Here is a 26,539-nt window from a genome sequence, read left to right on the forward strand (position 1 = left end):
CATAAGGTGCGACGATCTGTTATGAGGTAGGGGATGCTTTTGTGGCGGCAAAAGCATATGCGGCAGACAAAGCCGGCAGGGATGATTAAGTGCTGAATATTGTGATACCGATGGCCGGTCGCGGCAGCCGTTTTTCCGAGGCGGGCTATACCGATCCGAAGCCGCTTATACCGGTGCATGGCAAGCCGATGATCCAGGTCGTCGTCGAAAACCTGACGCCGGCCGTCGATCATCGCTTCATCTTCATCTGCCAGTCCGATCATATCCGCGATTACGGGCTCGAGGAAAAGCTGACAGCGCTTGCCGGAAATGTCGAGATCATCGGCATCGACCATATCACCGAAGGTCAGGCCTCGACCGTGATGCTTGCCGAACACCTGATCGACAATGACGATCCGGTGATGACGGCGAACTCGGACCAGTATATCGACATCGACATCAACGACTACCTCCGCTTCATGGAGGACGGCGGTTATGACGGGATGATCATGACGATGAAGGCGCAGGATCCGAAATGGTCGTTCGTGCGCGAGGAAAACGGTCAGGTGGTCGAGACCGCGGAAAAGCGCGTGATTTCCAGCGATGCCACCGTTGGGGTCTACAATTTCAGGACCGGACGCGATCTGGTGGCGGCGACGAAGGCGATGATCGGCGACGACGAACGCGTCAATGGCGAGTTCTACATCTGCCCCGCCTATAATTACCTGATCCGCGACGGTCGCAGGATCGGCCACTATTCGATCGGCAACGAGGCCGACGGCATGTACGGTCTCGGCATTCCGTCCGACCTCGATCTGTTTCTGGCCCACCCGGTTTCGGAAAAGGCGCGGTGATGGAGATATTGTCGCACAGGGGGCTCTGGGAGAGCGCGGCGGAAAAGAACGCCATGACCGCCTTCGCCCGTTCCTTCGACCTCGGCTTCGGCACGGAAACCGATCTGCGTGATCATAATGGCGAAATCGTCATCGCCCATGACATGCCGATGGGGAACGAGCCGCGGTTATCGGACGTTCTGGAGATCATGGCCGGCCGAAATCTGATGCTGGCGCTGAATATCAAGGCGGACGGGTTGAGCGGCAAGGTGAAGGAGATACTGGCGGCCCATGGTCACACGAATTATTTCGTGTTCGACATGTCGCTTCCCGATCTGGTACGCCAGGTGGCCGACGGGCTGACCGTGTTCACCGGCCTGAGCGACCTCCAGCCCAATGCGCCGCTCATCGATCAATGCGACGGGGTCTGGCTCGATTGCTTTCGCTCCGACTGGTTCGGACCAGGTCTCATCGACGACCTGATCGGACGGGGGAAGCGGGTCTGCGTGGTGTCGAGCGACCTGCACCGGCGTGATGCCGGGCTGCAATGGTCGATCATAAAATCGGCCCAATGCATCGATAGCAGCCGGCTTTATTTGTGCACGGACACGCCGCAGGCGGCGCGCGCCTATTTTTCGGGAGAGTGAAGATGGCGATCAAGGCAGTCATTTTCGACATGGACGGCGTTCTGATCGAGGCCAAGGAGTGGCACTATGATGCGCTCAACCGGGCGCTCGGCCTGTTCGGCTTCACCATTGAGCGCCATGAGCACCGCACCGTCTATGACGGCCTGCCGACGCGCACGAAGTTGCAGCGTCTCAGCATGGAAAAGAAACTGCCGCCCTATCTGCACGGCTTTATCAACGAGATGAAGCAGCGCTACACGATGGAGATCATCTATGAGCGCTGCCGCCCGCGTTTCGACCATGAATATGCGCTGTCGCGCCTGAGGATGGAAGGCTATCACCTCGCCGTCGCCTCCAATTCCACCCGCGATACCGTGGTGCTGATGATGGAGAAGGCGAGCCTTGCCCCCTATCTCGATTTCAAGCTCTCCAATCAGGACGTTACCAAGAGCAAGCCGGACCCGGAGATCTATCTGAAGGCGATCGAGCGCATGGGGCTTTCTCCCATGGAATGCCTGATCGTCGAGGACAACCCGAACGGCATCAAGGCCGCGACCGGCTCAGGCGCGCATGTCATGGTGGTCAAGGAAGTGGATGAAGTCACCTATGCCCGGATCAAGGCGCGGATTGCCGAGATCGACCAGGCAGGCAGTTCAGTGGGGTCGGCGGCATGAAGATCGTAGTGCTGATGGGCGGCGAAAACCTCGACATCAAGAGCGAACTCTATCCGCTCTACATGACGGAGTTCAACGAGGAACTGGTTCTGGAACGCCAGATCGCCGGCCTCCAGAAGCTTGCGCCGCGCGAGATCATTTTCTGTGTCCGGAGCGCGGATATCCGCAAGTTCAACGTCGACGACGTGATCCGCCAGACCACCGACAACGGGCTGTGCGTGGAGGTTGCCGGCCCGACGGCGGGATCGGTGTGCACCGCGCTTCTGGCGGCCGAACATATCGACGACAACGAGGAGATCGTGCTGGTTGCCGCCGACGAGCTGATCGACGCCGATCTTGCTGGTATCGTCAAGGGCTTCAGCGGGCGCGATTGCGATGCCGGGGTGCTCGCATTCCGCTCGGTGCATCCGCGCTATTCTTTCGCGCTTCTCGATCAGAACGGCGATGTCTGCGAGGTCGCCGAAAAGCGGCCGATCAGCAAGCATGCATTGGCGAGCTTCTACTATTTCCGCAGCGGTCGGGATTTCGTGCGCTCGGCGCTCAACGTCGTGCGCAAGGACCGCAAGATCAACAACGCCTTCTATATCAGCCAGACCATCAACGAGATGATCCTGCGTCATGCCAGGGTCGGCATCGAATTCATCGGCAATGACAGGTTTCATCCGCTGAAGACGGAAATGCAGCTCGCGCAGTATATCTCCCAGCTCAACGACCAAAAGGAGGGGCTGCTCCATTGAAGACCGCGCGCCTCGACGACATGGTGAAGGGCTGGTTCATCGGCAATTTCGACCCCAGCCTTGCAAAAACCGAGGATGTGGAAGTGGCCGTCAAGCATTATGACCGCGGCGACGGCGAGGCCGTGCATTTTCACAAGGTCGCCACCGAATACACCGTCGTGGTTCAGGGGCGGATCCGCATGAACGGGGTCGACTATGGCGCGGGCGATATCATCGTGATGGAGCCGGGAGAGGCGACGGATTTCGAATGTCTGGAGGACGGCAGCATCAATGTGGTGGTGAAGCTTCCGGGTGCCGCGAACGATAAGTATATGGGTTCCGGCGAGCAGAAATGAAACGGCGCGCAAGGCCGATGACCGGCGCGAATATAGTATGTCGTCCATGGACGGTATTCTGTGTTACCGCTCCACACTTCGTCGGGGTTATGTGTTTTGTATGATCTGAGTTAAACTGGGGCTCGCCGAAAGCGGGTGCGGAAAGATGGACAAGGACGAAATCACATTTCTGTTTCAGGGCGTGGTGGACAAGTCTTTCCTGCGCGGCAGCTTTGCCGCGGTCAGGCGCCATTTTCCGTCGTCCAGAATCATCCTGTCGACCTGGGTCGGAACCGATATTTCGGGCCTGGATTGCGACGAGGTGGCGCTGTGCGAGGATCCGGGTTTTTTCTACTATTCCCCGCGACCCGGCGAAAAGCCGAACAATGTCAATCGCCAGATCATCGGCACAAGGGCGGGGCTCGCAAAGGTCGAGACGCGCTACTGTTTCCGCATGCGCACCGATTTCAGGCTGAACGGCGACGGGTTTCTGCGCTTCTTTGACGCCTATCCCGACAGTGTCGACGCCTACAAGGTGTTTTCGCACAAGCTGCTGGCGGCCTGCTATTTCTCGCGCAATCCGCGCTCGCGGGTGAGCTTTCCGTTCCACCCCTCGGATCTCGCCTTTTTCGGCCACACCGACGACATCCGCAAGCTGTTCGACGTTCCGCTGATGACCGAGGAAGAGGCGAACTGGGATACCGGCGGCCAGCGTTACAATCGCTATACGCCCGAGCAGCATATTTTCGTCAACGCCCTGCGCCGGGACGGCCGGCATGTGCCGTGCGCCTACTACAAGGACGCCAACCCGCAGGCGATCCTCGAAACCGAGAAATATTTCGCCTCGAATTTCGTCTTCCTCACCTTCGATCAGTTCGATCTGGCGCCTTCCAAGCCGACCTTCGTGATGAAGGTGCATCCGAATTCGTTCATGACCTGCTACACCCATAATGAGTGGATCGGACTTTACCGCAAGCATGTCGACGCCGGCACGCCGGTTCCGGCGGACGATCCGGAACGCGAGAAGATCGAGAAGTTCTACAAGCCCTACAAGGTCTGTCGCCTGATCGGCAATTTGATCTCGCTGCCGTTCAAGAGCAAGGTCCGCCGCCGGGCGATCCGCACCGGCATACTGGAGTTCTTCCTGCTTCCGCGCTGACGATGAAGGCCCGGGTTTTCTGGGGCATTCGCATCAGCCGGCTTCCGGACTGCTCGCCGGATTGAGCGCGATGACGACGTCGGAGGGGCGGATGCTGCCGATGGTGTTGCCATCCTTGCCCACCACCCGCAGCACCTCGCCGTGGCCGAGCCTGTCCATCATCGCGGCAAGCTTGGTTTCCGCCTCGACGGCGGGCGAATCCGGGAGCGCTTGCGCCTCGCTCATCACGTCCTGAGCGCGCAAGACGCCCAGCGGGTTAACATTGGCGACGAAATCGGCGACATAGGCGTCGGCGGGCTTGCGCACGATTTCGGACGGCGTGCCGCACTGGACGATGCGGCCACCCTCCATGATCGCGATCCGGTCGCCGATCTTGAAAGCCTCGTCGAGATCGTGGCTGACGAAGATGATGGTGCGCTTCAGGTTCTTCTGCAGCTCGATCAGTTCGTCCTGCAGTCTTGTGCGGATCAGCGGATCGAGCGCGGAAAACGGTTCGTCCATCAGCAGGATCGGCGCCTCGGTGGCAAAGGCGCGGGCAAGGCCGACGCGCTGCTGCATGCCGCCCGACAATTCGCCGACTAGCTTGTCGCCCCAGTCATGGAGGCCGACCAGTTCAAGCTGGGCCCGTGCCTTTGCAAGCCGTTCCTTCTGGCCCATGCCGGCGAATTCGAGCCCGAGCGCAACATTTTCAACCACGGTGCGCCACGGCAGCAGGCCGAATTGCTGGAACACCATGGAAACCCGCGACAGGCGGATCTCTCTGAGCGTCTTGGCGTCCGCGGCGGTCACATCGGTCATGCCGTTGCCGTCATTGACCAGCACGCGCCCCCGGCAGACCGGGTTCAGCCGGTTGACGGCCCGAAGCAGCGTCGACTTGCCGGAGCCGGACAGTCCCATCAGCACCAGAAGCTCGCCCTCGCCCACGGTAAGCGAGCAGTTGTGGACGCCCAGCACCTGGTCGGTTTCGTCCTGCACCTCGGCGCGGCTCTTGCCCTGGTCCATCAGCGGAAGGGCGGTTTTCGGCCGGTCGCCGAACACGATGTTCACATCTTCGAAAACAACTGAGGCGGCCATCACCTTTTCCTCTCGATCTTGAGTACGCGGTCAAGGATGATGGCGACGACGACGATGACGAAGCCGCTCTCGAACCCGAGCGCCGGATTGACCTGGTTGAGGGCGCGCACCACCGGCACGCCGAGCCCGTCGGCGCCGACCAGTGCTGCGACCACCACCATCGACAGCGACAGCATGATCGTCTGGTTGAGGCCGGCCATGATCTGCGGCAGCGCATAAAGCAGTTCGACCTTGGTCAGCTTTTGCCAGCCGGTGCCGCCGAACGCATCCGCCGCTTCAAGCAGCGGCTTGGGCACGGAGGAGACGCCGAGATAGGTGAGCCTGATCGAGGCCGGAACCACGAAGATGACGGTTGCCAGCAGACCCGGCACCATGCCGATGCCGAAGAACACGATCGCCGGGATCAGGTAGACGAACGGCGGCAGCGTCTGCATCAGGTCGAGGATCGGCTGCAGGACCTGATAGAGGCGGGGCCGGTGAGCGGCGAAAATGCCGATCGGAACGCCGATCGCCATGCAGATGATGCAGGCTGAAATCACCAGCGCCAGGCTTTCGGTCGTTTCCTCCCAATAGCCCTGGTTGACGATGAACAGGAAGCCGAGGAAGACGAACAGCGAGACCTTCCAGTTGCGCTGCAGCCAGTAGGAGGCCGCGGTCACGATCACGGCGATCACGATCGGCCCCGGCGCCTGCAGGATGAACAGAAGCTGGTCGATCAGCCAGCTCATGACCTCGGCGAGACCATCGAAAAACCAGCCGCCATGCATTTGCAGCCAGTCGAAAATATCCTGGGCCCAGCGTCCCAGCGGGATTTTGTAATCCGTCAGCCAGTGCAAGAGACTGCTCCTTTGTTCCCCAAATTCAGCGTGTCGGACCGTGCCACTGCCCAAGACAGCGCATGGCGATCCGGCCCCGGCATTTTGCCTCGGGCCCGTGTCGCGAAATCCGCGACCGCACAGATATCATCATCGAAAAAGGAAAGCCCGGAAAGCGTTGGCTTGCCGGGCTTGAAGATTTTTACAGACCGAGCGATTTCTTGACCGCCGGCAGCCCCGGTTCCCCGGAGGTGGTGGTCACGCCCTCAAGCCAGGTGTCGAGGGCATCCGGATTGGCCTTGAGCCATGCGGCGGTCGCATCGCCCTCGTTTTCGCCGTCGTTCAGGATCTTGCCCATGACCTCGTTTTCCATCGGCAGGGTGAACTTCAGGTTTTCGAGCAGCTTGGCGACATTCGGGCACTCATCGACATAGCCCTTGCGGGTGACGGTGCGCACGATGCCTTCGCCGCCGAAGAAATCCTCGCCGCCGGTAAGATATTTCAGCGAATAGGTCGAGTTCATCGGATGCGGTTCCCAGCCGAGGAACACGATCGGCTGGTCCTGGCGGTATTTGCGGCCGACCATGGCGAGCATGCCCTGTTCGGAGCTTTCCACGACCTCGAAGTCGCCGAGACCATCCTTGTTCGCCTCAATCAGCGAAACCAGATAGGCATTGCCTTCATTGCCGGGCTCGATGCCGTAGATCTTGTTATCCAGCTCGTCGCCGAACTTGGCGATGTCGGCATAGGTCTTCAGACCCTTTTCATAGGTGTAGGTCGGCACAGCAAGGGTGTATTTCGTGCCCTCGAGATTGGTGGCGACGACATCGATCTCGCCCTCGTCGATGTAAGGCGTGATGGCGCTGGTCTGGGCCGGCATCCAGTTGCCGAGGAAGATGTCGATGTCGTCGCTCTTCAGCGATGCGAAGGTGACCGGCACGGACAGAACCTTGACGTCGACCTTGTAGCCGAGGCCTTCCAGGATATGCTTGGCGGTCGCGGTGGTGGTGGTGATATCGGTCCAGCCGACATCGGAGAAGCTGACGCTATCGCAGGCGGTGGGGTCCTGTGCCTTTGCGGCGCCGGCGGAAAGGGCGGTCGCGGCGGTCAGCGCGGCGATGGTCAATTTCAGGTTATAAGACATGTCAGCGTTTCCTTTCGGTTCGTTTGTCGAAGGCCGTAGCGGATCGATCGGCGTGTCAAAATAAACGAGTGGCTTCCTTGATTGATCGGTCAATCAATATAACATATGTTAATTCGTGTAAACGGCGTGTTGCTCAGAATTTCGCCACACGATGCAAATGAGCATTTTTTCAGCGGGTCCAGCCAATGCCTAAAATCGGAATGGAAGCCATACGCCGCGAAGCGCTTGTACAGGCGGCCATCGCCGAAGTCGGTCAGGTCGGCATGGTCGAGGTCACGGTCGCCAGGATCGCCAAGCGGGCGGGCGTTTCGCCTGCGCTCGCGCATCACTATTTCGGCTCCAAAGAAAAGATCCTGTTTGCGGCCATGCGGCGTATCCTTGACGAGTTCGGCACCTCGGTCAAGGCCCGCTACCGGGATGCCGTTACCCCGCAACAGCGGCTCGAGGCGATTGTCCAGGCCTGTTTTGGACCGGACCAGTTCGATCCCGCCGTCGTTGCCGCCTGGCTTGCCTTTTACGTCCAGGCCCAGCGCAAGGGCGATGCCAGCCGCTTGCTTGCGATCTACGAGGCGCGGCTGCGCTCCAACCTGGTCTATGCGCTGCGCCAGCTCGTATCCGTCGGCGCCGCCCGGCGGATCGCCACCGGGCTCGGCTCGCTGATCGACGGATTTTACCTGCGCGCCGCGCTGAAGGATTTCGGCATGAGCCGGGGCGCGGCCGTCGATATGACGCTCGAATATCTCGAACTCACACTCGCCAAGGAGATGTCCTCATGAGTGCGCGACCGAACATTCTCGTTTTGATGGTCGACCAGCTTGCCGGAACGCTGTTTCCCGATGGCCCGGCCGATTTTCTGCACACACCCAACCTGAAGAAGCTTGCCGCCCGCTCGGCGCGGTTCCGGAATGCCTATACCGGCTCGCCGCTCTGTGCGCCGGCGCGTGCGTCCTTCATGGCCGGGCAATTGCCGCGCCGCACCCGCGTCTATGACAATGCCGCCGAGTTTGCGCCCGACATTCCGACCTATGCCCATCACCTGCGCCGCGCCGGCTACCAGACCTCGCTTTCCGGCAAGATGCATTTCGTCGGCCCCGACCAGATGCATGGCTTCGAGGAGCGGCTGACCACCGACGTCTACCCCGCCGATTACGGCTGGACGCCGGATTACCGCAAGCCCGGCGAGCGGATCGACTGGTGGTATCACAATATGGGTTCGGTCACGGGCGCCGGCATCGGCGAGATCACCAACCAGCTCGAATATGACGACGAGGTCGCCTATGAGGCGGTGCGCAAGATCTATGATCTCGGCCGCCGCAGGGAAGACCGGCCGTTCATGCTGACCGTGTCCTTCAGCCATCCGCACGACCCTTACGTGGCGCGCAGGAAATACTGGGATCTCTACGCCGATTGCGACCATCTCGAGCCCGAGATCGGCACGCTCGATTACGACGCGCAGGACAGTCATTCGAGGCGCATTCTCGATGCAAACGACTGGCACAGGGCCGTGATCGAAAAGCAGGATATCCGCAATGCGCGCCGCGCCTATTTCGCCAATATCTCCTATATCGACGACAAGATCGGCGAGGTTCTGGCCGCCCTCGACAGCGTCGGTTTCGGCGAGGACACCGCGATCGTGTTCGTCTCCGACCATGGCGACATGCTGGGCGAGCGCGGGCTGTGGTACAAGATGAGCTTCCACGAGGGCTCGGCCCGGGTGCCGCTGATGATCGCAGCCCCCGGCATGACGCCCGGTCTCGTCGAAACGCCGGCCTCGTCGATCGATATCGCGCCGACGCTCGCCGATATCGCCGGCATCGACCTTGGCGAGATCGAACCCTGGGTCGATGGCGAAAGCCTGCTGCCGATCGCCGCCGGGGCGGAGCGCAAGCTGCCGGTGCGGATGGAATATGCGGCCGAAGCCTCTCAGGCCCCGCTGGTCTCGATCCGCGAGGGCCGGTTCAAATATAATCACTGCGAACTCGACCCGCCCCAGCTCTTCGACCTTGAAGCCGATCCGCACGAGTTGAAGAACCTCGCCGATGATCCGGCTCATGCCGAAACGGCGGCGGATTTCGCCGCGAAAGTGCGGCAGTTCTGGGACATGAAGGCCTATGACGACGAGGTGCGCGAAAGCCAGGCGCGCCGGCATGTCGTCTATGAGGCGCTGCGCGCCGGGCAATACCGGCCATGGGATTTCCAGCCGGTGAAAAATGCCTCCGAGCGCTTCATGCGCAATCACATGGATCTCAACATACTCGAGGCCAGCCAGCGCTGGCCGCGCGGGGAGTAAATTATGCGGGCACAGCCGAAAGCAAGCCATTTCATCGACGGCGCCTATGTCGAAGACACCGCCGGCAAGGCGTTCGAAAGCCGTTATGCCGCGACCGGCGAGGTGATCGCCACGCTCCACAGCGCAACGCCGGCGATCATCGACCAGGCGATGGCGTCGGCCGTCCGCGCCCAGCGCGAATGGGCAGCCTTGCTGCCGGTCGAGCGGGCGCGGGTGCTGCGTCGCGCCGCCGATATCATCCGCGAGCGCAACGAAGCGCTGTCGGAGCTCGAAACGCTCGATACCGGCAAGGCGATCCAGGAAACGCTGGTGGCCGATGCGACGTCGGGTGCCGACAGTCTCGAATGGTTCTCCGCGCAGGCGGCAGGCCTTTCCGGCGAGAGCGTGCCGCTGGGCGATGCCTTCGCCTATACGGTGCGCGAGCCGCTCGGCGTCTGCGTCGGCATCGGGGCGTGGAACTATCCGACCCAGATCGCCTGCTGGAAGGCAGCGCCCGCGCTTGCCTGCGGCAATGCCATGGTGTTCAAGCCCTCCGAGATGACCCCGCTTTGCGCCCTGAAACTCGCCGAAATCTTCATCGAGGCCGGCGCGCCCAAGGGGCTTTTCAACGTGGTGCAGGGCTTCGGCGATGTCGGCGCGGCGCTGGCCACCCATGCCGAAACCGCGAAGGTGTCGCTCACCGGCTCGGTGCCGACAGGCGGCAAGGTCTATGCCGCGGCCGCCTCCGGCATGCGCCACGTGACGATGGAACTCGGCGGCAAGTCGCCGCTGGTGGTGTTCGAGGATGCCGACCTCGAAGACGCGATCGGCGGCGCGATGCTCGGCAATTTCTATTCCACCGGCCAGATCTGCTCCAACGGCACGCGGGTGTTCGTCCAGAAACCGATCCTTGAAAAATTCCTGGCGCGTCTGGCCGAGCGGACGAAGACGATCCGTCTCGGCGATCCGCTCGATCCCGACACCCATCTCGGCCCCCTGATCTCTAAGGGGCAGCGCGACAAGGTGATGGCCTATATCGACAAGGGCAGGGCCGAGGGCGCGCGGCTGGTGATCGGCGGCGGCATTCCGCAAGGGGAAGGCTTTGCGAACGGCGCCTATATCGAGCCGACGGTCTTCGCCGACGTCACCGACGACATGACGATCGCGCGCGAGGAAATCTTCGGACCGGTGATGAGCGTGCTCGCCTTCGACACCGAGGACGAGGTGATCGCGCGCGCCAACGGCACGGATTTCGGCCTCGCCGCCGGCCTGTTCACCAAGGACATTTCCCGCGCCCACCGGGTGGCGGGCAGGCTTGCGGCCGGCATCTGCTGGATCAACACCTATAATTTGACGCCGGTCGAAATCCCGTTCGGCGGCGTGAAGCATTCGGGCTTCGGCCGGGAGAACGGCAGGGCAGCGATGGAGTTCTATTCGCAGGTGAAGACGGTGCATGTGGCGCTGGGCAGGGTGGATAGCCCGTATTGAGTTTACTGGGGCGGCACCTCCGCACCAACCAATCTCCCCCCTTGAGGGGGAGATGTCGCGAAAGCGACAGAGAGGGGTGCAGCGCTTCCAATTCACTCTGAGTTCCGGGCTTGCGGTTCACTCCTCTCTGCCCCTGTCGGGGCATCTCTCCCTCAAGGGGAGAGATCGATGGGAGCAAGCGGCCGGACTTAGAAAAAACGCCCGCCGCGGCAATGAAAGGTTCTAGATTGGCTGAAGCAGATTTTGTCATCGTCGGTTCCGGTTCGGCAGGCTCGGCGATGGCCTATCGCCTGTCGGAGGACGGGAAATATTCGGTGCTGGTGCTGGAATACGGCGGTACGGATATCGGGCCGTTCATCCAGATGCCGGCGGCGCTTTCCTATCCGATGAACATGAAGCGCTATGACTGGGGCTTTGCCTCCGAGCCGGAGCCGAACCTTGGCAACCGTCGGCTGGCGACCCCGCGCGGCAAGGTGATCGGCGGCTCGTCCTCGATCAACGGCATGGTCTATGTGCGCGGCCACGCAAGCGATTTCGACCACTGGGCCGAGGCGGGCGCTGCCGGCTGGGGCTATGCCGACGTGCTGCCCTATTACAAGCGCATGGAGAACTGGCACGATAGCGGCCATGGCGGCGACCCGTCCTGGCGCGGCAATTCCGGCCCGCTGCATGTCACGCGCGGCCCGCGCAAGAACCCGCTGTTTCACGCCTTTGTCGAGGCGGGCCGGCAAGCCGGTTTCGAGCTGACCGACGACTATAACGGCGAGAAGCAGGAGGGCTTCGGACCGATGGAGCAGACCGTCTGGAAAGGGCGGCGCTGGTCGGCGGCCAATGCCTATCTGAAACCGGCGCTGAAGCGTGAAAATCTCGATATCATCCGCTGCTTCGCCCGCAAGGTGGTGATCGAGAACGGTCGTGCGACGGGCGTCGAGATCGAGCGCCACGGCAAGATCGAGACGGTCACGGCGCGCCGCGAGGTGATCCTCGCCGCCTCCTCGATCAACACGCCGAAACTGCTGCTCCTGTCCGGCATTGGCCCGGCGGCGGAACTTGCCGGGCATGATATCGCGGTCGTGGCCGACCGTCCGGGCGTCGGCAAGAACCTGCAGGACCATCTGGAAGTCTATATCCAGCAGGCCAGCACCCAGCCGATCACGCTCTACAAGCACTGGAATCTTTTTGGAAAGGCACTGGCCGGCGCGCAATGGCTGTTCTTCAAGAACGGCATCGGCGCGTCCAATCAGTTCGAAAGCGCGGCCTTCCTGCGCTCGGCGGCGGGCGTCGACTATCCCGATATCCAGTACCATTTCCTGCCGATGGCGGTGCGCTATGACGGTACGGCGGCCGCTGAAGGCCATGGCTTCCAGGCCCATGTCGGTCCGATGCGCTCGCCCTCGCGCGGCGAAATCACGCTCGCCAGCGCCGATCCGGCGGAAGATCCGAAGATCGTGTTCAACTATATGAGCCACGAACAGGACTGGGCCGATTTCCGCAGATGCGTGCGGCTCACCCGTGAAATCTTCGCCCAGGCCGCCTTCGACCCCTATCGCGGCAAGGAAATCCAGCCCGGCGCGGATATTACGAGCGACGACGAGATCGACGGCTTCATCCGCGAACATGCCGAAAGCGCCTATCACCCCTGCGGAACGGCGAAGATGGGGGCTGCAAGCGATCCGATGGCGGTGGTCGATCCCGAATGCCGGGTCATCGGGGTCGAGGCCCTGCGCGTCGCCGATAGTTCGATCTTCCCGCGCATCACCAACGGCAATCTCAACGCGCCGTCGATCATGGTCGGCGAAAAGGCCAGCGACCATATTCTCGGCCGCCAGCCGCTGGCGCCGGAAAACGCCGAGCCGTGGATGAACCCGCGCCGCGAAACCTCCGACCGGTAACAGCGGGCGCGCCGCCGCACCCTCTCCTTATTTTCCCGCATTTCCGCAAATTCCGGGCTTTCCGCCCGGGCCGGCCTGCGCGTGCCGCTGCCGTTTTCGGCCATGGCGCGGCCATTCGTTTATCGCGAAAAACCTGTTTTGCGGGCGCTTGACGAGCACACTTTCAATATTCTATAGAATATAGAACATGCAACGCGGAGGAGGAGTAAGTCGTGAAAGGCATGATTGAAGGACAGCGCGCCGGAAGAAGGCGTCTACTCAAGGGAGCGGCCACATCGCTGATCCTGGCGGCAATGCCGCTGGGACTGGCCAATGCGCAGGATGGCCTCGGCTCGCCGGGCGATCCGGTGGAAATCAAGGTCATGGCCAACGAGGCATTCGCCAATACCTGGCAGACCATTCTGGTTCCGGAATTCAACAAGAAGTTCCCGAATGTCGAGGTTCGGATCGATGGCGTGCCCTATACGGAACTGCTCGCCAAGATGATGCTCGATGCCACCAGCCCCGATCCGGAATATGATATCCTGCTGGCCGACGATCCGTGGGTGCCGCAGCTTGCCTCGATCGGCGCGCTGATGGACCTGCAGGGAGACGAGATCGCCGCAATCACCGACGCGGAATACGACTGGGCCGATTTCAACGCCGCGCCGCTTGCCGCCGGCGAATGGCAGGGCGTGCAGTATGCCGTGCCGGTCCGCTCCAACATGCTGTTGATGTTCTACAATCGCAGCCTGTATGACAAGGCGGGCGTGCCCGAGCCGACGCCGGAACTGACATGGGAGCAATTCTTCGAGAATGCGCCGAAACTGGTTCAGGATACCGATGGCGACGGCAAGGTCGATGCCTGGGCGATCGATACCTATTTCGTGCGCGATCCGCTGACGCCGACCATCTGGCAGTCGATTCTCAACGCCAATGGCGGCAACCTGCTCGATGACGACGGCAATCCCGCCTTTGCCGACGATATCGGCGTCGCTTCGCTGGAAACCCACAAGCGCCTGCTCGACTACGCGCCGCCCGGCGGTCTCAGCCATGGCTTTTCGGAATCGCTCCAGGCCTTCCGTCAGGGTGCCGTGGCCAACATGATCACCTGGGGCAGCGTCTACAAGGCGACCGCCGTTGACCCGCAGTCGACGACGCTCACCACCGACGAGGTCGGTATCCAGGTGCTTCCGGTCGGTGATGTCCGCGCCGGCACGCATCGCGGCATCTGGATTGCCGGCATCAGCAGCAAGACGGAACATCCCGAGGCGGCATGGTCCTTCCTCCAGTGGCTGACCTCCAAAGAGGGCGAGAGCGTCAATGCCGCGCTGGTCGGCTCGTTCCCGGCCCGCAAGTCGACGCTTTCCGGAGAGCCGAGCGAACCCTGGCTGGCGCCGGTCTACGCCACGTTGCAGAATGCCTACGAAGTTGCCGAGGAGGGCAGGATGTGGCGCATCCGCAGCCCGAAATCGGACGCCGCCCAGCAGGTCCTCGCCGATGAGGTGGCCCGCGCGCTTGCCGGCCAGGCTTCCGCGCAGGAGGCGCTCGATACCGCCTCCAAGAAAATCTCCAGAGTGCTGAAATAGAGCTTTCAGCCAAACAGACGATACGGATGCGGGAGGTTCCCGCATCCGCCGCCAACCTTCCAGAATCCATTGAGAGCTTTTGCCGGCGGAGACGCGGCGCGAGCGAGATCGTGTCGATGCTTTCGGCATCGAATGCCAGGGACGGAGATATCCGCGCCCGAACCGACTGAGGACCATGATGCCAACGAAAGCCATAATAAGCGAAGTCAAGACGCTGTCCTGCAGCAATTCCTGGCGCAATTACAATTTCCTGAAGATCACCACCGAGGACGGGATCGTCGGCTGGAGCGAGTTCGATGAGTATTTCGGCTCTCCCGGCGTCAGCGCCGCGATCAACCAGATTTCGCCCCGCATGATCGGCAAGAGCGCGATGCATCACGAGCATATTCGCGAGGATCTGCGCAATGTCACGCGGCCCGGCTCCGGCGGCATTGTCGGCCAGGCGCTCGGGGCGATCGAAAACGCCCTGCTGGACATCAAGGCCAAGGCGCTGGATGTGCCCTGCCATGTTCTCTTGGGCGGAAAGGTGCGCGACAGCATCCGCGTCTACTGGTCCCATTGCGTTTCCTATCGCACCCGCACCCAGCATTTTTCGCCCGGCATCACCGATATCGGAGGCGTGAAACAGATCGCGCGCGAAGTTGGCGAAAAGGGGTTTTCGGCATTCAAGACCAATATCTTCCGCTATGACGCTGAGGATCGGATCGAGCCGTGGTCGCCCGGCTTCGGCCGTCCCTACGAGACCGGCCGCAATGTCGAGCGCGAGACGCTTGAGGGGCTTCGCCGTCACCTCGAAGTCATGCGCGCGGCGGCCGGTCCCGACATCGACATGCTGCTCGATCTCAATTTCAACGCCAAGACGGACGGCTATCTGAAGATCCTGCGCGAGATCGACGACCTCGACCTGTTCTGGGTCGAACTCGATACGCTCGATCCCGAGGCGCTGGCCTATATCCGCGCGCAGAGCCGGCACCCGATTGCTTCGTGCGAGACCCTGATCGGGCTCCAGCAGTTCCTGCCCTTCTTCCGCGCCCAGGCCGTCGATGTCGCCATCATCGATACGCCCTGGAACGGCGTCTGGCAGTCGATGAAGATCGCCGCCGCGGCGGAAGCCTACGAGACCAATGTCGCCTGCCACAATTTCTACGGCCATCTGTGCACGATGATGAATGCCCATTTCTGCGCGGCGGTGCCGAACCTGACGATCATGGAAACCGATATCGACCGGATCGGCTGGGATGCGGAGATCTTCACCCACCTGCCGGAATTCCGGGACGGCTATCTCATCCTTCCCGACAGGCCCGGCTGGGGCACCGAGCCGATCGAGGCGGCGCTCGCCGAACATCCGCCGGTTCCCGGCGCGGGCATGTGGCAGCGCACCGAAGCCTCGCGGCTTTTGGTATAACGGCAAATGAGGGGAGGCCCGGGCTTCGATCATGAATGAGAAAGTGGATGTCCTGATCGTCGGCGCGGGCGCTTCCGGCGCGGTCATGGCCTGGAGCCTTGCCGATACCAAGATGCGTATCCTGTGCCTGGACCAGGGGGACTGGCAGAATACCTCCGATTTCCCCAGCAATGGGCGGGACTGGGAAGCGCGTCTTACGGAGGACTTCGCCCTCAGCCCGAACCGGCGGCGACTTGCCGCCGACTATCCGGTCAATGACGACGATTCGCCGATCAAGATCGCCAATTTCAATGGCGTCGGCGGCGGCACGATCCTCTATGCCGGACACTATCCCCGGCTCCACCCCTCCGATTTCAGGGTCCGCAGCCTGGACGGCGTGGCCGACGACTGGCCGATCGACTACCGGACGCTGGAACCGTTCTACGCCCTCAACGACCGGATGATGGGCGTTGCCAGTCTGGCGGGCGATCCGGCCTATCCTGAAAAGGAGCAGGTCATGGGCCCGATCCCGCTTGGCCGCACGGGTCAGGCGCTCGGCAAGGCGATGAACGATCTCGGCTGGCACTGGTGGCCGTCGGATGCGGCGATCGCGACGCGCGAATATGAGGGGCGGGCCCCCTGCATCAATCTCGGGCAATGCGGTTCCGGTTGCGCCCAGGGCGCCAAGGGCAGCACCGATCTGACCTACTGGCCGGAGGCGTTGCGCGCGCGCGTCGAGATGCGGCCGCGCTGTCGCGTCAGCCGGATCGAGACCGGTCCGGACGGCATGGCGACGGGCGCCTGGTATTTCGACGCGGACGGCAGGGAGCAGTTCCAGCCGGCCGAGATCGTGATCCTTGCCTGCAACGGCATCGGCACGCCGCGCCTGCTGCTCAACTCGGCGTCCGACCGCTTTCCGAACGGCCTCGCCAATTCCAGCGGCCTGGTCGGCCGCAATCTGATGCTGCACCCTTATGCCCAGGTGCGCGGCCATTTCGACCAGCCGATGGACGGTCATCGCGGCTCCCCGATCTGCACCTGGAGCCACGAGTTCTACGAGACGGACACGGCGCGCGGTTTCGTGCGCGGCTATTGCTATCAGTTTTCGCGCGGCATGGGGCCGGTCCGCACCGCCATGACCGGCATGGCGGACGGTCTGCTGCCCTGGGGCGAGGGCCATCATGATGCCTTCCGCCGCCTGTTCGGCCACAGCGCCGGCATGCTGGCGATCTGCGAGGATCTGCCCGAGGCGCATAATCGCGTCACGCTCGACCCCGAGCTTAAGGATGCCGACGGCATTCCCGCGCCGAAGATCAGCTACCGGCTGAGCGAGAATTCTCGTCTTATGCTCGACCATTCGGTGGCTCGCGGCGTCGAGATCCTGAAGGCCGCCGGCGCGCGCGACATCACCACCCGCGCCCCGCTGCCCTATGCCGGCTGGCACCTGATGGGAACGGCCCGGATGGGCAAGGACCCCGAGCGCTCCGTCGTCAATGAATGGGGACGCAGTCACGATGTGAAGAACCTGTTCATCGTCGACGGCAGCGTTTTCGTAACCTCCGGCGGCGTCAATCCGACCTCGACGATCCAGGCGGTGGCGCTTTACGTCGCCGATCAGATCAAGACCCGCCTCTACGAGCTTTTCGATTGAACCGGCCATGACACAGACGACGACAGACCAGGCGGAAAACCCGCCCTTCGAAGACGACGGCAAGACCTTGTTCGCAATCGTCGGACAGATGATCCCGGCAAGTGCGCGCCACGATGTTCCCGGCGCCGACGATCCGGCGATCTATGCCGATATCCTGCGCTCCGTCGGCCGCGACCGGCAGGCCCTGATCGAGGCGCTTTCAGCGGTCGAGGCGCGCGCCGTAACCGGCTTCGCGACGCTTGCGCGTGAGGAGCAGGCAGCGATATTGCGGGAGTTCCGCGTCGATGAACCGGCGCTTGCCGGCGTCATCGAAGCCGTGACCGCGCGCTGCTATTATCGCGACGACAGGGTGATGGCATCGATCGGCATCGAGGTTCGTCCGCCGTTTCCGGAAGGATATCAGGTGGAGGAGGGAGACTGGTCGCTGCTCGACCCCGTGCGGGCGCGCGGACCGATCTGGCGTTCGCAAACGCCCTGAACAGAGCGAGATCCCGACGGATGACGGGGCGGGAAGGACGAGGACCATGAGGGAGGAGACCGGGATGACGACAGACACAGCATCGCGCCGCATTGCCGGAAACGATGGGGCCGGAAACGACGGGGCTGGAAGCGATAGGACCGGAAGCGACGGGGCCGCACGGCACGCCCGGCGCCATGCCCTTGCCGACCTTCTGAGCCGCTGGTCGTTCCTGATGCCGAGCATGCTGGTGCTGACGGTCATGCTGGCCTATCCGATCTTCTATACGCTTGAGATCAGCTTCTCCTCCTTCGACCTTGCAAGCTTCAGCGCCGATCAATGGGTGGGCTGGGACAATTACAGGGAGGTGATGGGCGACTACCGGTTCTGGGAATCGCTGAAGGTCACGCTGATCTATCTGGCAATCGCCCTGCCGCTGCAGGTCGCGCTCGGCTTCGGCATCGCCTTTCTGATCAATGCCGAGTGGTGGGGCCGGGGCATCCTGCGCGCGCTGTTCATCATTCCCATGGTGGTCGCGCCCGTGGTCGCCGGCGGCATGTGGCGGATGATCCTCGATCCGCTCTGGGGCATCGCCAATTACTGGCTCGGCCTTGTCGGCCTCGGCCCGCTCGACTGGTTCGGCGATGCCAATCTCGCCATGGCCGCGGTGATCATCATCGACACATGGCGCTGGACCCCGTTCATCGTGCTGATCGCCACCGCCGCGCTCCTCGCTCTGCCCAAGGACGTGTTCGAGGCCGCCAAGATCGACGGCGCCAACTGGTGGTCCACGCTCTGGTCGGTCGCCGTGCCGCTGCTGGTGCCGGTGATCGCGGCCACCTTCGTCATCCGCTGGCTCGGCGCGGTCAAGATGTTCGACATCGTGCTCGCCGCCACCTATGGCGGGCCGGGCAAGGCCACCAACGTCATCAACCTGTTCATCTACGAGGAAGCGTTCCGCTCGCTGCGCTTCGCCGAATCCGCGGCGATGGCCGTCATCGTGCTGATCCTGACCATGGTGTTGACCGGCATCTTCCTGCGCGGAAGCCGCAAACTGGAGGAATTGTTTTGAGCGTCCCCGCTACATCGTCGGCGCCCGGAAGCGCGTTCTGGCACAGGATGCGCATCCTGGCTGCCATCATCGTCAGCCTGTTCTTCCTGTTTCCGATCTACTGGATGGTGCTGACCTCGTTCAAGCAGCAGGTGGAGATATTCACCAATCCGCCGACCTTCTTCTTCACGCCGACGCTTGCCACCTACAAAGAATATATCGCGCGCGCCGATATCGTCCGGCGTCTCGTCAACACCGTCATCGTCGCCACCGGTTCCGGGCTGCTGTCGATCGTGGTCGGCACCATGGCGGGCTATGCGCTCGCCCGTATCCGGCTTCGCGGGGCCGGAACGATCGGTCTGCTGATCCTGCTGTCGCGCGGCGTGCCGCCGATCGCGCTGGCGGTGCCGATGTTTCTTGTCGCGCGCAAATTCGGGCTGACCGACAAGCACATCACCCTGATCCTCGCCTACAGCACCTTCCTGATCCCCTATGTGATGTGGCTGATGCGCAGTTTCTTCCTGTCGCTGCCGAAGGAACTTGAGGAATCCGCGATGATCGACGGGTGCTCGCGCTATGGCGCGTTCTTCAAGATCATCCTGCCGATTTCGCTGCCAGGCCTGCTGTCGACCCTGATCTTCAGCATGATCCTTGCCTGGGAGGAACTGCTGTTCGCGCTCGTGCTCACCAACCGTCATGCCTCGACCATACCGGTCGCGATCGCCGGCATTGCGGGCGACACGGTCAACGGCGCGAACTGGGGGGCGCTCACCGCCGTCGGCACGATCACCGTTGTTCCGGTGGTGATCTTCGCTCTTCTGGTGCAAAAGTGGCTTATCAAGGGCTTGGCGGACGGCGCGACCAAGGGATAATTGCGCCGGAGCCTCAAAACCGGAACTGGACGGATATCATGGACCACCCCAAGACCTACATGACCAAGGCCGAACATGCCCGGCAGCATATCCAGGAAATGGTGCTTTCCGGGACGGTCGGGCCGGGCGACCGGATCACCACGCGGGAAGTGTCGCTTGCGCTCGGCATCAGCGAGACGCCGATCCGCGAGGCGATCCGAAGCCTCGCCTCCGACGGCTGGCTGGAGGTGCAGAACCACATCGGCGCCGTGGTGCAGGGCCTGCGCGCCGAGCAGATCCGCGAGATCAGCGCATTGCGCGGTCTGATTTGCGGGCTTGCGGTGGAGCTTGGCGCCGGCAACTTCAATGCCGGCCGGCTGGCGAGGATCGACGACAATATCGCGATTTCAGCGACCGCATTGGAACAGCAGGATTTCGACCTGTTCGGCGCCAGGAACTACGAGTTTCACCTGTTGCTGTGCGACAACCCGGAATCGCCCTGGTGCCGCAGATTGCTTGAGAACATGCATGGGCTGATGTCGGCGCAGCGCCACGGCATCCCGCCGCAGCCGGGACGCCTCGCCGATGCCCTGAAGGAGCATATGGCCATCCGCGACCGGCTGCGCGAGGGCGATTTCGCTGCCGCCGCGGCGCTGGTGAACCAGCATGAAAAGAATACCGGCGACTTCCTGATCGACCTGATCGAGGCCGCGCCGGCCAAGGGTGCGAACCGGCGGTCTGAAGGCCGCCGCGCGCCGACGCCATAAATCGGGCGTCCCGGAAAAGGGGCGGCAAAGGGAGGAATTTCCGAATGGGTACGGTTCAAATACGCGATGTGCGCAAATCCTACGGAGCCGTCGAGGTGCTGCACGGCGTCTCGATCGATATCGAGGATGGCGAATTCGTCGCGCTGGTCGGTCCTTCCGGGTGCGGAAAATCGACCCTGCTCAGAATGATCGCCGGCCTGGAAGGCATTACCGGCGGTGACATCGTCATCGGCGATCGCGTGGTCAACCACGTCGCCCCGAAGGATCGCGACATCGCCATGGTATTCCAGAATTACGCGCTTTATCCGCACAAGAATGTTCGCGACAATATGGGCTTCGCCCTGAAACAGCGGCGGGTGTCGAAATCGGAGATCGAGCGGCGCGTCGGCGATGCCGCGCGCATCCTCGGGCTCGAGCCGCTGCTTGACCGCAAGCCGCGGCAATTGTCCGGCGGCCAGCGCCAGCGCGTCGCCATGGGCCGCGCGATCGTGCGCGATCCCAACGTCTTCCTGTTCGACGAGCCGCTCTCCAATCTGGACGCCAAGCTCAGGGTGCAGATGCGCTCCGAGATCAAGGAGCTGCATCAGCGGCTGAAGACCACGACCATCTATGTGACCCACGACCAGATCGAGGCGATGACGCTTGCCGATCGCGTCGTCGTTCTGAACGGCGGCGTGATCGAGCAGGAAGGACCGCCGCTCGAACTCTACGACAAGCCTGCCAGCCTGTTCGTCGCGGCCTTCATCGGCTCGCCGCCGATGAACTTCCTGCAGGGCGATATCGTCGCCGCAACCGGGCTGAAGCTTGCCGACGGGCGGATATTGCCGCTTCCTTGCCCCGATCCGAAGGCCCGGCATCGCGTCACCGTCGGCGTCAGGCCCGAGCATTTCGTTCTCGCCGAAAGCGGCTGGCCGGCCATTGTCACGATTGTCGAGCCGACGGGCTCCGAAACCCAGATCACGGCCCGCCTCGCCGACGAGGTGATCCGTATCCTGGTGCGCGGACGCACGGATGCGCGGCCCGGTGACACGATCCATCTTCAGGTCGCGCCGGATGCGATCCATTTCTTCGACGCAGCGCCGGTGCCGGAACTGGCGCTGGAAGATCCGGTATGACCGCGCGTAAGGAAGGGAACCAAAGCCATGCTTGAACTCAGGAATTTCTATATCGACGGTCGCTGGACGCGGTCCGCTTCAACCGCGAGCCATACGCTGATCGATGCCGCCACCGAACAACCCTTCGGCACGGTCGCGCTTGCCGGCGCCGACGAGGTCGATGCCGCGGTGATGGCTGCCGGGCGCGCCTTTCCGGCATGGGCCGCGAGCGATCCGGCGACGCGGGTCGCGCTCGTCAGGCGTATCCATGACATCTATGCCGGCCGCATCGACGAGATGGCGCGCGCCATCTCTCAGGAAATGGGCGCGCCGATCGAGCTTGCCCGCACGCGCCAGGCGGCGGCCGCCCTTCGTCACATGACCAGTTTTCTGGCGACGATGGAGCATTTCGATTTCGAAAGGCCGCTCGGGCCGCATGCGCCGGACGACCGCATCCTGATGCAGCCCATCGGCGTCGTCGGCCTGATCACGCCGTGGAACTGGCCGATGAGCCAGGTCGCGCTGAAAGTGGTGCCGGCGCTTCTTTCCGGCTGCACCATGGTGTTGAAGCCGTCGGAACTTGCGCCGCTGTCATCCAACCTGCTGGCCGAGATCATTCACGAGGCGGGCGCGCCGGCCGGAGTCTTCAATCTTATTCAGGGCGACGGCGCGACCGCGGGCGCACGGCTCGTCGAGCATCCCGATGTCGCCATGATCAGCTTTACTGGCTCGACCCGCGCCGGCGCCAGCATCATGCGCGGCGCGGCCGACAGTTTCAAACGGGTCGCGCTGGAACTGGGCGGCAAGGGCGCCAACCTGATTTTCGCCGATGCCGACGAGGACGCCGTCGCGCGCGGCGTGCGGCAATGCTTCATCAACAGCGGCCAGAACTGCAATGCGCCGACGCGGATGCTGGTCGAGCGCTCGGTTTACGAGGCCGCCGTGGACAAGGCGGGCGCGGCAGCGCGCGCAATCGCGGTCGGCCCGTCATCGGCCGAGGGCGCGCATATGGGGCCGGTGATCTCAAAGGGACAGTTCGACAAGATCCAGGATCTGATCGATATCGGCGTTCGCGAAGGCGCGCGGCTGGTTGCGGGCGGCGCGGGCCGGCCGGCCGGCTTCAACCGCGGCTATTTCGTTCAGCCGACGGTGTTTGCCGATGTCGACAACGCCATGACCATTGCGCGCGAGGAAATTTTCGGCCCCGTCCTCAGCATCATTCCCTTCACTGATGAGGATGAGGCGGTGGCGATCGCCAACGACACGCGCTACGGCCTCACCAACTATGTGCAGAGCGGCGACGGCGCGCGGCGCAACCGGCTGGCGCGGCGGCTGCGCTCCGGCATGGTCGAGATGAACGGTCAGCCGCGCGGCGCCGGTTCGCCCTTTGGCGGCGTCGGTCATTCGGGCGGCGCGCGCGAGGGCGGCGTCTGGGGGCTGGAGGAATACATGACCGTGAAATCGGTCTCGGGCTGGTCGTCGTCGTGATCGCGCCGATGTGAGCCGCAAGGCGATGCGGCAGGGGGCATTCGCTCCGCGCCTACACTACTCTCCGCCGTCATGCTCGGGCTTGTCCCGAGCATCCAAGCACGTATCAACACGGCAAGCGTCTCGGCGGAAAGTCAAGTCAAATCAAATACAAACCATTACGAAACGCCAACGCCGCTCGAGCGGAACGGTGGTTGGATCCTCGGGTCAAGCCCGAGGATGACGCGGAGTGTGGGGACGGGTTCTTCTTATCCAAAGAGGCTGCGCCGATCAGTTGGCCGGCTGCTGCACCTTGGCGCGGGCCTGTTCCTCGGCCATGCGCTTCTGGAACATCTGCGCGAAGTCGATCGGGTCGACCAGCAGCGGCGGGAAGCCGCCGTTGCGGGTGGCATCGGCAACGATCTGGCGGGCGAACGGGAACAGCAGGCGCGGGCATTCGATGAACAGCATCGGCAGCACATGCTCCTTCGGGAAGCCGGCCACGCGGAACACGCCGCCATAAACCAGTTCGCACAGGAACATCGGCTTGTCGTTCGACTTGGCTTCCGCCTTCAGCGACAGCAGCACGTCGTAATTGTCGTCGCCGAGCGGGTTCGCATTGACATTGACGGAGATGTTGATCGCCGGCTGGGCGTCGCGCTTCTGCAGCGAGGCGGGAGCTCCCGGATTTTCAAAGGAAAGATCCTTGATATACTGGGTGAGAATGCTCAGCGAGGGGCTCTGCTTCTTTTCCGCCCCGTTTTCCTCGGCCATTGCGCGTCCTTTCGAGTAATTCATGTGATTGCCAGTTAGCATCTAGCCGGCGGGCGTACAACCCTCAGGCTTGGGTGTTCGGGCCGCAACGGCCTGTATCGCGGCCTATTTCGGCTTGTCGTCGTCGTCGGGCTTGTCCGCCCAGGGCGAATTCGGGTCCGGATCATGGGTGAAGTCCTCGGCCTCGAGATCGACCACTTTCGGGCCTTCGCGGCGCGGCGGGTCGCTTGTGTAGCGAAAGCCGGTCGAACGCTGCGAAACCACAACCATGTTGCGGCTCATCCGCTTCCACACGAAATCGCGCAATGGCGGGATAAACAGCAGGAAACCGCAGATATCGCTGACGAAACCGGGAAGCAGCAGCAGGATGCCGGCCAGCACGATCATGCCGCCATGCACCAGGTCGCGGCCCGGATTGCCGCCATCGCGGGCATCCTGGTTCAGCCTCTGCAACACGCTGAAGCCCTGAATGCGCAGCAGGATCGCGCCGATCACGGCGGTCAGCATGATCAGGCCGAGCGTCGGGAACAGGCCGATCGCGCGGCCGACGACGATGAAGCCCGCGATTTCGATGAATGGGTAAAAGATGATGGCGATGAGAAGCGGCAAGTCGGTTTCCTGTCTGGCTTGTCTTTCTGGCTTTCTGCGGTTTTCACGGCCCATGGGAAATGCGAAAATTTATACGACGTGTTACATTTGAATCATGGCCCTGTGAAGTCTATATGGGGATAGGAAAACAACAAGGAAAGCGGCGGTTACGACCAAAATGGGCACAAGCGATCTGATAACCCTCTTCTTCCTGATTGCCGCGGTGGTGATTTTCTTCCAGCTGCGCAACGTTCTCGGCCGGCGGACGGGCAATGAGAAGCCGCGTTACGAACAGCCGACCGTGCGCTCGCGCGCCGATGCGCTGGAGCCGGGGCGCGGGGAGGGCAAGGTGATCACGCTGCCGGGCGTCGAGAAGGAACAGGAAGCCGCCCGCAAGGCCGCGATCGACCGGATCGCGCCGGCGGGAAGCGCTGTCAATTCCGGCCTCAGGGCAATTGCCGCCGCCGATCCCCAGTTCGATCCCGATGCCTTTCTCAAGGGCGCGGGCTCGGCCTATGAGATGATCGTGATGGCCTTTGCCGAGGGCGACCGCCGCAGCCTGAAGAACCTGCTGTCGAAGGAGGTCTATGACGGCTTCAACGCCGCCATCAGCGAGCGCGAGGCGAACGGCGAGACCGTGAAGGCGAATTTCGTCGGCATCGAAAAAGCGGAGATCACCGAGGCCGAGGTCGACAAATCGGAAGCCCGGATCACGCTCAGGATCGTCAGCCAGATGATTTCGGCCACTTACGGCAAGGATGGCGAGGTCGTTGACGGCGATCCGGAGGAAATCGCCGAGGTCCGCGATCTGTGGACCTTCGCCCGCGATACCAAGGCGCGCGATCCGAACTGGAAGCTGATCGCCACCGCTTCCGAATAGGTCGCTTGAAGGGGCGGCCGATGGCCGCCCGACGGGAGTTCGACTGATGAGCCGGCGCAAGCTCTCGTCCGAGGAACATGAACTGTGGAACAGGGTCGCCCGCACCGCGCGGCCCTTGCCCGGTCGCAAGGTCGACAAATCCGACGCCTTGCCTGAAAATTTCGCCGAGCTGATGAACCCGAAGGCGCCCGACCCGCGCAGGGCCGAGCAGCCGAGGGATGGTGTTTCGCCGCTCGCGCTCCGCCAGCCGCCCGAACCGCGCCACCATCCGCTGGAACGGCCGGTGAAGAAGAAGCTCGCCAGCGGTCGCATCGGCATAGATGCCCGCATCGATCTTCATGGCATGTTTCAGGACGAGGCCCACGCGCTGCTTCTCGCCTTCCTGCGCCGCGCCCATGACCGGGGCCATCGCCATATCCTGGTGATCACCGGCAAGGGGGCGTCCTTCGGAAGCGACGGCGTCTTGAAGCGCACGGTGCCGCTGTGGTTCTCGCTGCCGGATTTCCGGCCGCTGATCTCCTCCTACGAGACCGCCGCCCGAAACCATGGCGGCGAAGGCGCGCTCTATGTCCGCCTCGCGCGCAGGAAGGCAGGACCCGCATGACCCCCTTCGGCGATGCCGTGCGCGAACTGCGCGCAAGGCGCGGGGTGACGCAAAAGCAGATGGCCGAGGCCATCGGCGTCTCGCCCGCCTATCTGTCGGCGCTCGAACACGGCCGGCGCGGCAAGCCGAGCTTCGACTTCCTGCAGCGGGTCGCGGGCTATTTCCACATCATCTGGGATGATGCCGAGGCGTTCTTCGACATTGCCGAACGGTCCGATCCGCGCGTCGTCATCGACACGATCGGCCTGCCCTCCGCCCACACCGCCTTCGCCAACCGCCTGTCGCGCAGCATCGGCATGCTTGACGAGAATGCGATCGGGGAACTTGAGGCCGTGCTGGCGCAACACGTGAAACGCTGAGACGATGTCACCGGACGGGTGTCCCGGCCGGCCTCGGTCA

At 62.8% G+C, this 26,539-nt stretch carries 27 protein-coding genes; 22 read left to right on the plus strand and 5 right to left on the minus strand.

The genetic code is table 11. The features are described from left to right. The first annotated feature begins 89 nt into the window (after positions 1-89). The 6 genes from HQ843_RS05760 (at position 90) to HQ843_RS05785 (ending at position 4,322) form a co-directional block, all read left to right on the plus strand. Complete coding sequence (locus HQ843_RS05760; protein ID WP_180899413.1) at positions 90-833, plus strand: glycosyltransferase family 2 protein; 744 nt, start codon at positions 90-92, stop codon at positions 831-833. Then, positions 833-1,459 (plus strand): PI-PLC domain-containing protein, encoded by a 627-nt coding sequence (locus tag HQ843_RS05765; RefSeq protein ID WP_180902308.1) that lies wholly within the window; start codon positions 833-835, stop codon positions 1,457-1,459. The genes HQ843_RS05760 and HQ843_RS05765 overlap by 1 nt, the downstream gene beginning before the upstream one ends. A gap of 2 nt (positions 1,460-1,461) precedes the next feature. Beyond that, positions 1,462-2,112 carry an HAD family hydrolase gene (locus HQ843_RS05770; protein ID WP_180899412.1) on the plus strand — a complete coding sequence of 217 codons (651 nt, stop codon included), beginning with the start codon at positions 1,462-1,464 and terminating at the stop codon, positions 2,110-2,112. After that, entirely contained in the window at positions 2,109-2,849 is a 741-nt protein-coding gene (locus HQ843_RS05775; protein WP_180899411.1) for a glycosyltransferase family protein, read from the plus strand. Before HQ843_RS05770 ends, HQ843_RS05775 begins: the two co-directional genes overlap by 4 nt. Beyond that, positions 2,846-3,184, plus strand: a complete 339-nt coding sequence (locus tag HQ843_RS05780; RefSeq protein WP_180899410.1) for a cupin domain-containing protein — start codon at positions 2,846-2,848, stop codon at positions 3,182-3,184. Before HQ843_RS05775 ends, HQ843_RS05780 begins: the two co-directional genes overlap by 4 nt. 145 nt (positions 3,185-3,329) lie before the next feature. After that, complete coding sequence (locus HQ843_RS05785; RefSeq protein WP_180899409.1) at positions 3,330-4,322, plus strand: WavE lipopolysaccharide synthesis family protein; 993 nt, start codon at positions 3,330-3,332, stop codon at positions 4,320-4,322. A gap of 33 nt (positions 4,323-4,355) precedes the next feature. Here the strand turns inward: HQ843_RS05785 and choV are convergent, their stop codons facing one another. From choV to choX, 3 genes are all read right to left on the minus strand, one after another. Further along, positions 4,356-5,396, minus strand: coding sequence for a choline ABC transporter ATP-binding protein (gene choV, locus HQ843_RS05790; protein WP_180899408.1), 1,041 nt, complete (start codon positions 5,394-5,396; stop codon positions 4,356-4,358). Continuing rightward, positions 5,396-6,232: a choline ABC transporter permease subunit gene (choW, locus tag HQ843_RS05795; protein ID WP_180899407.1), complete on the minus strand. Its 837-nt coding sequence runs from the start codon at positions 6,230-6,232 to the stop codon at positions 5,396-5,398. Before choW ends, choV begins: the two co-directional genes overlap by 1 nt. 181 nt (positions 6,233-6,413) lie before the next feature. Next, the gene (gene choX / locus HQ843_RS05800) at positions 6,414-7,355 is read right to left on the minus strand and encodes a choline ABC transporter substrate-binding protein (protein WP_180899406.1); all 942 of its coding nucleotides are present in this window, start codon (positions 7,353-7,355) and stop codon (positions 6,414-6,416) included. 185 nt (positions 7,356-7,540) lie between these two features. Between choX and betI the strand changes: the two genes are divergently transcribed. From betI to HQ843_RS05865, 13 genes are all read left to right on the plus strand, one after another. Continuing rightward, complete coding sequence (gene betI, locus HQ843_RS05805) at positions 7,541-8,131, plus strand: transcriptional regulator BetI (protein ID WP_246710288.1); 591 nt, start codon at positions 7,541-7,543, stop codon at positions 8,129-8,131. Then, complete coding sequence (gene betC, locus HQ843_RS05810; protein ID WP_180899405.1) at positions 8,128-9,645, plus strand: choline-sulfatase; 1,518 nt, start codon at positions 8,128-8,130, stop codon at positions 9,643-9,645. Before betI ends, betC begins: the two co-directional genes overlap by 4 nt. A 3-nt stretch (positions 9,646-9,648) precedes the next feature. Further along, positions 9,649-11,112 (plus strand): betaine-aldehyde dehydrogenase, encoded by a 1,464-nt coding sequence (gene betB, locus HQ843_RS05815; protein ID WP_180899404.1) that lies wholly within the window; start codon positions 9,649-9,651, stop codon positions 11,110-11,112. A gap of 212 nt (positions 11,113-11,324) precedes the next feature. Continuing rightward, complete coding sequence (gene betA / locus HQ843_RS05820; protein WP_180899403.1) at positions 11,325-13,004, plus strand: choline dehydrogenase; 1,680 nt, start codon at positions 11,325-11,327, stop codon at positions 13,002-13,004. 221 nt (positions 13,005-13,225) lie between these two features. After that, a complete protein-coding gene (locus tag HQ843_RS05825) occupies positions 13,226-14,572 on the plus strand; it encodes an ABC transporter substrate-binding protein (protein WP_180902306.1) in 1,347 nt (448 codons plus the stop codon). 178 nt (positions 14,573-14,750) lie between these two features. Then, positions 14,751-15,977, plus strand: coding sequence for a mandelate racemase/muconate lactonizing enzyme family protein (locus tag HQ843_RS05830; RefSeq protein ID WP_371822074.1), 1,227 nt, complete (start codon positions 14,751-14,753; stop codon positions 15,975-15,977). Between the two features lie 31 nt (positions 15,978-16,008). Continuing rightward, positions 16,009-17,607 (plus strand): GMC family oxidoreductase, encoded by a 1,599-nt coding sequence (locus tag HQ843_RS05835; RefSeq protein ID WP_180899401.1) that lies wholly within the window; start codon positions 16,009-16,011, stop codon positions 17,605-17,607. Positions 17,608-17,614: 7 nt separating this feature from the next. After that, a complete protein-coding gene (locus tag HQ843_RS05840) occupies positions 17,615-18,085 on the plus strand; it encodes a hypothetical protein (RefSeq protein ID WP_180899400.1) in 471 nt (156 codons plus the stop codon). Between the two features lie 64 nt (positions 18,086-18,149). Then, complete coding sequence (locus HQ843_RS05845) at positions 18,150-19,136, plus strand: carbohydrate ABC transporter permease (protein ID WP_246710289.1); 987 nt, start codon at positions 18,150-18,152, stop codon at positions 19,134-19,136. Then, positions 19,133-19,987 (plus strand): carbohydrate ABC transporter permease, encoded by an 855-nt coding sequence (locus HQ843_RS05850; RefSeq protein ID WP_180899399.1) that lies wholly within the window; start codon positions 19,133-19,135, stop codon positions 19,985-19,987. Before HQ843_RS05845 ends, HQ843_RS05850 begins: the two co-directional genes overlap by 4 nt. A gap of 38 nt (positions 19,988-20,025) precedes the next feature. Next, positions 20,026-20,733 (plus strand): GntR family transcriptional regulator, encoded by a 708-nt coding sequence (locus tag HQ843_RS05855; protein ID WP_180899398.1) that lies wholly within the window; start codon positions 20,026-20,028, stop codon positions 20,731-20,733. Between the two features lie 44 nt (positions 20,734-20,777). Beyond that, a complete protein-coding gene (locus HQ843_RS05860; protein ID WP_180899397.1) occupies positions 20,778-21,848 on the plus strand; it encodes an ABC transporter ATP-binding protein in 1,071 nt (356 codons plus the stop codon). A 27-nt stretch (positions 21,849-21,875) separates the two neighbouring features. Continuing rightward, positions 21,876-23,315: an aldehyde dehydrogenase family protein gene (locus tag HQ843_RS05865; RefSeq protein ID WP_180899396.1), complete on the plus strand. Its 1,440-nt coding sequence runs from the start codon at positions 21,876-21,878 to the stop codon at positions 23,313-23,315. 270 nt (positions 23,316-23,585) lie between these two features. Here HQ843_RS05865 and secB read toward each other — a convergent pair whose 3' ends face one another. Next, entirely contained in the window at positions 23,586-24,068 is a 483-nt protein-coding gene (gene secB, locus HQ843_RS05870) for a protein-export chaperone SecB (protein WP_180902304.1), read from the minus strand. 105 nt (positions 24,069-24,173) lie between these two features. Continuing rightward, on the minus strand, positions 24,174-24,677 hold the full coding sequence (locus tag HQ843_RS05875; RefSeq protein WP_180899395.1) for an FxsA family protein: 504 nt from the start codon (positions 24,675-24,677) through the stop codon (positions 24,174-24,176). A 157-nt stretch (positions 24,678-24,834) separates the two neighbouring features. Here HQ843_RS05875 and HQ843_RS05880 point away from each other — a divergent pair, with 157 nt between their 5' ends. The 3 genes from HQ843_RS05880 to HQ843_RS05890 are packed head-to-tail and all read left to right on the plus strand — an operon-like array spanning position 24,835 to position 26,499. Further along, positions 24,835-25,536 carry a Tim44/TimA family putative adaptor protein gene (locus HQ843_RS05880; RefSeq protein ID WP_180899394.1) on the plus strand — a complete coding sequence of 234 codons (702 nt, stop codon included), beginning with the start codon at positions 24,835-24,837 and terminating at the stop codon, positions 25,534-25,536. Positions 25,537-25,582: 46 nt separating this feature from the next. Continuing rightward, positions 25,583-26,140, plus strand: a complete 558-nt coding sequence (locus HQ843_RS05885) for a Smr/MutS family protein (RefSeq protein WP_371822073.1) — start codon at positions 25,583-25,585, stop codon at positions 26,138-26,140. Next, positions 26,137-26,499: a helix-turn-helix domain-containing protein gene (locus HQ843_RS05890; protein ID WP_180899393.1), complete on the plus strand. Its 363-nt coding sequence runs from the start codon at positions 26,137-26,139 to the stop codon at positions 26,497-26,499. The genes HQ843_RS05885 and HQ843_RS05890 overlap by 4 nt, the downstream gene beginning before the upstream one ends. Positions 26,500-26,539: the final 40 nt, after the last annotated feature.

This window comes from Martelella sp. NC20 (assembly GCF_013459645.1).
Lineage (GTDB): Bacteria > Pseudomonadota > Alphaproteobacteria > Rhizobiales > Rhizobiaceae > Martelella.

Excerpts from the sequence above, each read along its gene's own strand:
- HQ843_RS05840 (WP_180899400.1), top strand. The coding sequence starts at position 17,615 with ATGACACAGACGACGACAGACCAGGCGGAAAACCCGCCCTTCGAAGAC.
- betA (WP_180899403.1), top strand. The coding sequence starts at position 11,325 with ATGAAAGGTTCTAGATTGGCTGAAGCAGATTTTGTCATCGTCGGTTCC.
- HQ843_RS05785 (WP_180899409.1), top strand. The coding sequence starts at position 3,330 with ATGGACAAGGACGAAATCACATTTCTGTTTCAGGGCGTGGTGGACAAG.
- secB (WP_180902304.1), bottom strand. The coding sequence starts at position 24,068 with ATGGCCGAGGAAAACGGGGCGGAAAAGAAGCAGAGCCCCTCGCTGAGC.
- HQ843_RS05890 (WP_180899393.1), top strand. The coding sequence starts at position 26,137 with ATGACCCCCTTCGGCGATGCCGTGCGCGAACTGCGCGCAAGGCGCGGG.
- HQ843_RS05770 (WP_180899412.1), top strand. The coding sequence starts at position 1,462 with ATGGCGATCAAGGCAGTCATTTTCGACATGGACGGCGTTCTGATCGAG.
- choX (WP_180899406.1), bottom strand. The coding sequence starts at position 7,355 with ATGTCTTATAACCTGAAATTGACCATCGCCGCGCTGACCGCCGCGACC.
- betB (WP_180899404.1), top strand. The coding sequence starts at position 9,649 with ATGCGGGCACAGCCGAAAGCAAGCCATTTCATCGACGGCGCCTATGTC.
- HQ843_RS05775 (WP_180899411.1), top strand. The coding sequence starts at position 2,109 with ATGAAGATCGTAGTGCTGATGGGCGGCGAAAACCTCGACATCAAGAGC.
- choV (WP_180899408.1), bottom strand. The coding sequence starts at position 5,396 with ATGGCCGCCTCAGTTGTTTTCGAAGATGTGAACATCGTGTTCGGCGAC.
- HQ843_RS05885 (WP_371822073.1), top strand. The coding sequence starts at position 25,583 with ATGAGCCGGCGCAAGCTCTCGTCCGAGGAACATGAACTGTGGAACAGG.
- HQ843_RS05860 (WP_180899397.1), top strand. The coding sequence starts at position 20,778 with ATGGGTACGGTTCAAATACGCGATGTGCGCAAATCCTACGGAGCCGTC.
- betI (WP_246710288.1), top strand. The coding sequence starts at position 7,541 with ATGCCTAAAATCGGAATGGAAGCCATACGCCGCGAAGCGCTTGTACAG.
- HQ843_RS05830 (WP_371822074.1), top strand. The coding sequence starts at position 14,751 with ATGCCAACGAAAGCCATAATAAGCGAAGTCAAGACGCTGTCCTGCAGC.
- HQ843_RS05855 (WP_180899398.1), top strand. The coding sequence starts at position 20,026 with ATGGACCACCCCAAGACCTACATGACCAAGGCCGAACATGCCCGGCAG.
- HQ843_RS05835 (WP_180899401.1), top strand. The coding sequence starts at position 16,009 with ATGAATGAGAAAGTGGATGTCCTGATCGTCGGCGCGGGCGCTTCCGGC.
- HQ843_RS05865 (WP_180899396.1), top strand. The coding sequence starts at position 21,876 with ATGCTTGAACTCAGGAATTTCTATATCGACGGTCGCTGGACGCGGTCC.
- HQ843_RS05765 (WP_180902308.1), top strand. The coding sequence starts at position 833 with ATGGAGATATTGTCGCACAGGGGGCTCTGGGAGAGCGCGGCGGAAAAG.
- HQ843_RS05825 (WP_180902306.1), top strand. The coding sequence starts at position 13,226 with ATGATTGAAGGACAGCGCGCCGGAAGAAGGCGTCTACTCAAGGGAGCG.
- HQ843_RS05880 (WP_180899394.1), top strand. The coding sequence starts at position 24,835 with ATGGGCACAAGCGATCTGATAACCCTCTTCTTCCTGATTGCCGCGGTG.
- betC (WP_180899405.1), top strand. The coding sequence starts at position 8,128 with ATGAGTGCGCGACCGAACATTCTCGTTTTGATGGTCGACCAGCTTGCC.
- HQ843_RS05845 (WP_246710289.1), top strand. The coding sequence starts at position 18,150 with ATGACGACAGACACAGCATCGCGCCGCATTGCCGGAAACGATGGGGCC.